The sequence below is a fragment of the Neisseria sp. HMSC15G01 genome, assembly GCF_001808255.1.
In the GTDB taxonomy this organism is placed as follows: domain Bacteria; phylum Pseudomonadota; class Gammaproteobacteria; order Burkholderiales; family Neisseriaceae; genus Neisseria; species Neisseria subflava_A.
On sequence record NZ_KV792670.1, the window covers coordinates 77097 to 83713 of the forward strand.

Annotated in this window: 3 protein-coding genes; all 3 read left to right on the forward strand. The window is 50.0% G+C overall.

Translation table 11 applies throughout. The features are described from left to right. Positions 1–273: 273 nt before the first annotated feature. The 3 genes from aceE (at position 274) to lpdA (ending at position 6550) form a co-directional block, all read left to right on the forward strand. The gene (gene aceE / locus HMPREF3139_RS04120; protein ID WP_070460739.1) at positions 274–2937 is read left to right on the forward strand and encodes a pyruvate dehydrogenase (acetyl-transferring), homodimeric type; all 2664 of its coding nucleotides are present in this window, start codon (positions 274–276) and stop codon (positions 2935–2937) included. Between the two features lie 143 nt (positions 2938–3080). Beyond that, a complete protein-coding gene (gene aceF / locus HMPREF3139_RS04125; protein ID WP_070460741.1) occupies positions 3081–4688 on the forward strand; it encodes a dihydrolipoyllysine-residue acetyltransferase in 1608 nt (535 codons plus the stop codon). A gap of 77 nt (positions 4689–4765) precedes the next feature. Further along, a complete protein-coding gene (lpdA, locus tag HMPREF3139_RS04130) occupies positions 4766–6550 on the forward strand; it encodes a dihydrolipoyl dehydrogenase (protein ID WP_070460743.1) in 1785 nt (594 codons plus the stop codon). The last annotated feature ends 67 nt before the right edge of the window (positions 6551–6617 follow it).

The window sequence follows — 6617 nt, forward strand, 5'->3', positions numbered from 1 at the left end:
TAATTTCAACCTCTAAATCCTATCAATATCTACAGCACAATTTGCCAGTTTGCCCAATTACTGATAGCATTTGCAGGTTAGCTGGTTTGTAAAAAGTTCAATTCTTTCTGATTTTTTATCAACGGTTATAACGTATTGAAAATATTTCAGTAATTAAAACTTTTTTCGAATTTGACTCTAGGAATTTTCGTTTTTAACTCACATTTGTTGATAAACGAAAATATCGGAGTAATACTCCGTCATTGAAAAACACTCAACACAAGGATAGATATTATGTCCACCCAATTACACGATGTTGACCCAATTGAAACCAAAGAATGGTTAGACGCGTTAAGCTCTGTTTTAGAATATGAAGGCAGCGAGCGCGCTCAGTATCTGCTGGAAAGTTTGGTCAAATACAGCCGTGACAAAGGCATCCGTATGCCTCACGGCACCACTACTCCATATTTGAACACCGTTTCCGTAGAAGACGAAAAAGGCATCCCCGGCGACCAAAACATCGAACACCGCATCCGTGCATTCGTTCGTTGGAACGCTGCCGCTATCGTTTTGCGCGCGGGTAAAAAAGATTTGGAATTGGGTGGACACATTGCATCTTTCCAATCAGCCGCCACTATGTACGAAGTCGGCTTCAATCACTTCTGGAAAGCTAAAGGCGAAGGCGAAGAAGGCGATTTGGTATTCTTCCAAGGCCACGTTGCCCCTGGCATCTACGCACGCGCGTTCGTTGAAGGCCGTCTGACTGAAGACCAGCTGAACAACTTCCGTCAAGAAGTTGACGGTAAAGGTCTGCCTTCTTACCCTCACCCTCACCTGTTGCCTGACTTCTGGCAATTCCCAACCGTATCTATGGGTCTTGGCCCATTGATGGCAATTTACCAAGCACGCTTCCTGAAATACTTGGAATCTCGCGGTCTGGCTAAAACCAAAGGCCGTAAAGTATGGGTATTCTGTGGCGACGGTGAAATGGACGAACCTGAAAGCCAAGGTGCTATTGCTCTGGCTTCACGCGAAGGCTTGGACAACTTGGTATTCGTCATCAACTGTAACCTGCAACGTTTGGACGGCCCAGTACGCGGTAACGGCAAAATCATTCAAGAGCTGGAAGGCAACTTTGCCGGCGCCGGCTGGAATGTTGTGAAAGTCGTCTGGGGTCGTCGTTGGGACCGCCTCTTGGCAAAAGACAAAGATGGCATCCTGCGCAAACGTATGGAAGAGTGCTTGGACGGTGACTACCAAACTTACAAATCCAAAGACGGTGCATACGTTCGCGAACACTTCTTCAATACGCCTGAACTGAAAGCATTGGTCGCCGATATGACTGATGACGAAATTTGGGCATTGAACCGCGGTGGTCATGACCCTCAAAAAGTCTACAACGCTTACGACCGCGCTGCGAATCACGCTAACGGCAAACCTACTGTAATCTTGGCAAAAACCATTAAAGGTTACGGTATGGGTGCATCCGGCGAAGGTCAAAACGTTGCCCACCAAGCCAAAAAAATGGACAAAGCGTCTCTGAAACAATTCCGTGACCGCTTTGACATTCCTGTAACTGACGAGCAAATCGACAGTGGCGACCTGCCTTACCTGACTTTTGCTCCTGACAGCGAAGAATACAAATACCTGCACGCACGTCGCGAATCTTTGGGTGGCTACCTGCCTCAACGCAACCCTACCCAAGACGTTCTGGAAGTGCCTGAACTGTCAGCATTTGATGCCCAACTGAAATCCAGCGGTGACCGTGAATTCTCCACCACCATGGCTTTCGTACGCATCCTGTCTACTTTGCTGAAAGACAAAAAAATCGGCAAACGCGTTGTACCTATCGTTCCTGACGAAAGCCGTACTTTCGGTATGGAAGGTATGTTCCGCCAATACGGCATTTGGAACCCTAAAGGCCAACAATACACCCCTCAAGATAAAGACCAACTGATGTTCTACAAAGAATCCGTCGACGGTCAAATCTTGCAAGAAGGTATTAACGAGCCAGGCGCAATGGCTGACTGGATCGCGGCTGCAACCAGCTACGCCAACAGCAACTTTGCGATGATTCCTTTCTACATCTACTACTCTATGTTCGGTTTCCAACGTATCGGCGACTTGGCATGGGCTGCCGGCGATATGCACGCACGCGGCTTCCTGTTGGGTGGTACTGCCGGCCGTACAACGCTGAATGGTGAAGGTCTGCAACACGAAGACGGCCACAGCCATATTCAAGCAGATTTGATTCCAAATTGTGTTTCTTACGATCCAACATTCCAATACGAAGTAGCCGTTATCGTTCAAGACGGTCTGCGCCGTATGTATGCCAATAACGAAGACGTGTTCTACTACATCACCCTAATGAACGAGAACTACGCTCACCCGGATATGCCTGAAGGCGCAGAAGAAAACATCCTGAAAGGTATGTATCTGCTGAAAGCCAGCGGCAAAGGCGACAAGAAAGTTCAATTGATGGGTTCCGGTACTATCCTGCAAGAAGTAATTGCCGGTGCCGAATTGTTGAAAGCCGACTTCGGCGTAGAAGCAGACATCTGGTCTTGCCCATCATTCAACCAGCTGCACCGCGATGCCATCGAAGTGGAACGCTTCAATCGTCTGAACCCATTGGAAACTGCAAAAGTACCGTTTGTTACTTCTCAACTGCAAGGTCATGACGGTCCGGTTATTGCCGCTACCGACTACATCCGCAGCTATGCTGACCGCATCCGTGCCTACATCCCTAACGACTACCACGTCTTGGGTACTGACGGCTTCGGTCGCTCCGACAGCCGTGCCAACCTGCGCAGCTTCTTCGAAGTTGACCGCTACAACGTTGCCGTTGCTGCATTGAGCGCATTGGCTGAGCAAGGCAAAGTCAGCAAAGAAACCGTTCAACAAGCTATTGAAAAATATGGCATCAAGGCCGATTCAGCCCCTAGCTGGAAACGCTAATTGATGTTTCAGACGGCCTGTTTGCTTCATTCAGACATCAGGCCGTCTGAAAATCGAATGCTTGAATGGTTTAACAAACTGTACCGATGCCGTGCGAAACAGTTTTCAGACGGCATCAAACTGAAAATATTAAAGGAACTCAAATGAGTATCGTAGAAATCAAAGTCCCTGATATCGGCGGTCATGAAAACGTCGACATCATCGCCGTAGAAGTTAAAGTAGGCGACACTATTGCCGTTGACGACACCCTGATTACTTTGGAAACCGACAAAGCCACTATGGACGTACCTGCTGATGCAGCCGGCGTCGTGAAAGAAGTTAAAGTTAAAGTTGGCGATAAAATCTCTGAAGGCGGCGTTATTTTGACCGTTGAAACCGGTGCTGCCGCTGCTGATGCCGCTACGGCCCCTGCAGCAAAAGCTCCTGCTGCTGCTGCGCCTGCAGCCGCTCCTTCCGGAGGCGCTACTGTACAAGTTGTTGTACCTGATATCGGCGGCCACTCTGACGTAGACGTTATTGCCGTTGAAATTAAAGTGGGCGACACTGTTGCCGTTGACGACACCCTGATTACGTTGGAAACCGACAAAGCTACTATGGACGTACCATGTACCGAAGCCGGTGTGGTTAAAGCCGTATTCCTGAAAGTTGGCGACAAAGTATCCGAAGGCTCTGCCATTATCGAAGTAGAAACTGCCGGTTCCGCCGCAGCTGCTCCTGCTCCTGCCGCTCAAGCTGCCGCACCTGCACCAGCCGCTGCTCCGGCTCCTGCTGCTCCAGCACCAGCCGCTGCGCCTGCTCCGGCTGCACCTGCAGCTGCCAAAATTGACGAAGCTGCTTTTGCCAAAGCCCATGCAGGTCCTTCCGCACGTAAACTGGCGCGTGAATTGGGCGTAGATTTGGGTCAAGTCAAAGGTACCGGTCTGAAAGGCCGTATCATGGGAGAAGACGTTAAAGCCTTCGTTAAATCCGTTATGCAAAGTGGTGCAGGCAAACCTGCCGCTGCCTCTTTGGGAGGTGGTCTGGACTTGTTGCCATGGCCTAAAGTTGACTTCTCTAAATTCGGCAGCATCGAAGTTAAAGAACTGTCTCGTATTAAGAAAATCTCCGGTCAAAACCTGTCTCGCAACTGGGTTGTGATTCCTCACGTTACCGTACACGAAGAAGCGGACATGACCGAATTGGAAGAATTCCGCAAACAACTGAACAAAGAATGGGAACGCGAAGGCGTGAAACTGTCCCCATTGGCGTTCATCATTAAAGCCTCTGTTGCTGCGCTGAAAGCCTTCCCTGAATTCAATGCCTCTCTGGATGGCGACAATCTGGTGCTGAAAAACTACTTCAACATCGGTTTCGCAGCAGACACGCCAAATGGCTTGGTTGTTCCAGTAATCAAAGACGTGGATCAAAAAGGCTTGAAACAAATCAGCCAAGAGCTGACCGAATTGTCTAAAAAAGCCCGCGAAGGCAAGCTCAAACCGCAAGAAATGCAAGGCGCATGCTTTACTATTTCCAGCTTGGGCGGTATCGGCGGCACAGGCTTCACGCCGATCGTGAATGCTCCTGAAGTTGCTATCTTGGGTGTGTGCAAATCCCAAATCAAACCGGTTTGGAACGGCAAAGAATTCGCTCCTCGCCTGATGTGCCCATTGAGCCTGTCCTTCGACCACCGCGTCATCGACGGTGCCGCCGGTATGCGCTTCACCGTATTCCTGGCTAACCTGTTGAAAGACTTCCGCCGCATTACTCTGTAATCCGAGCATTTTCAGACGGCCTTTTTACTCAGGCCGTCTGAAAAAAGAAGTCCGAACATCATTCAGAAAGATTAGACATGAGCTTAGTTGAATTAAAAGTGCCAGACATTGGCGGTCACGAAAATGTAGATATTATTGCGGTTGAAGTAAATGTAGGCGACACCATTGCCGTGGACGATACCCTGATTACTTTGGAAACCGATAAAGCCACTATGGACGTACCTGCCGAAGTTGCAGGTGTCGTTAAAGAAGTTAAAGTTAAAGTGGGTGACAAAATCTCCGAAGGCGGCTTGATTGCAGTCGTTGAAGCCGAAGGTGCGGCTGCCGCTCCTAAAGCCGAAGCACCAGCTGCTCCTGCACAAGAAGCGCCTAAAGCTGCTGCTCCAGCTCCTCAAGCTGCACAATTTGGCGGTTCTGCCGATGCTGAATACGATGTGGTCGTATTGGGTGGCGGCCCTGGCGGTTATTCCGCTGCATTTGCCGCTGCTGACGAAGGCTTGAAAGTTGCCATCGTCGAGCGTTACAAAACTTTGGGCGGCGTTTGCTTGAACGTCGGCTGTATCCCTTCAAAAGCTCTGTTGCACAATGCTGCCGTTATCGATGAAGTACGCCACTTGGCTGCCAACGGTATCAAATACCCTGAGCCTGAACTCGATATCGACATGCTGCGCGGCTACAAAGACGGCGTGGTTTCCCGCTTGACTACCGGTTTGGCCGGTATGGCGAAAGGCCGCAAAGTAGACATTATCCAAGGTGACGGCCAATTCTTAGATCCGCGCCACTTGGAAGTTTCGCTGACGACCAGCGAAGTGTACGAACAAGCTACGCCTACCGGTGAGAAAAAAATCGTTGCCTTCAAAAACTGTATCATCGCAGCAGGCAGCCGCGTAACCAAACTGCCTTTCATCCCTGAAGATCCACGCATCATCGATTCCAGCGGCGCTTTGGCTCTGAAAGAAGTACCGGGCAAACTGCTGATTATCGGCGGCGGTATTATCGGTCTTGAAATGGGTACGGTTTACAGCACTCTGGGTTCTCGCCTGGATGTGGTTGAAATGATGGACGGCCTGATGCAAGGCGCAGACCGCGACTTGGTTAAAGTATGGCAAAAACAAAACGAATACCGTTTTGACAACATCATGATCAACACCAAAACTGTTGCTGTCGAGCCTAAAGAAGACGGCGTTTACGTTACCTTCGAAGGTGCAAATGCGCCTAAAGAGCCACAACGTTACGATGCCGTACTCGTAGCTGCCGGTCGTGCGCCAAATGGCAAACTCATCAGCGCTGAAAAAGCCGGTGTCGCTGTGACCGATCGCGGCTTCATCGAAGTGGACAAACAAATGCGTACAAACGTGCCGCACATCTACGCTATCGGCGATATTGTCGGTCAACCGATGTTGGCACACAAAGCCGTTCACGAAGGCCACGTTGCCGCTGAAAACTGTGCCGGCCACAAAGCCTACTTCGACGCACGTGTTATTCCGGGCGTTGCCTACACTTCTCCTGAAGTGGCATGGGTTGGCGAAACCGAGTTGTCTGCCAAAGCTTCCGGCCGCAAAATTACCAAAGCCAACTTCCCATGGGCTGCTTCCGGCCGTGCGATTGCCAACGGCTGCGACAATGGTTTCACTAAGCTGATTTTTGATGCTGAAACCGGCCGCATCATCGGTGGCGGTATCGTTGGTCCTAACGGCGGCGATATGATCGGCGAAGTCTGCTTGGCCATCGAAATGGGCTGTGATGCAGCCGATATCGGTAAAACCATCCACCCACACCCAACCCTGGGCGAATCCATCGGTATGGCTGCGGAAGTGGCATTGGGCGTATGTACCGACCTGCCTGCTCAGAAAAAGAAATAAGTTCACTCAAATAAAATTTGAACGAACTTGATGGAACAAAGGCCGTCTGAATGTTTCAGACGGCCTT

What these genes read in the sequence shown, in the direction of transcription:
- aceE (WP_070460739.1), top strand. Translation starts at nt 274, where the DNA reads ATGTCCACCCAATTACACGATGTTGACCCAATTGAAACCAAAGAATGG.
- aceF (WP_070460741.1), top strand. Translation starts at nt 3,081, where the DNA reads ATGAGTATCGTAGAAATCAAAGTCCCTGATATCGGCGGTCATGAAAAC.
- lpdA (WP_070460743.1), top strand. Translation starts at nt 4,766, where the DNA reads ATGAGCTTAGTTGAATTAAAAGTGCCAGACATTGGCGGTCACGAAAAT.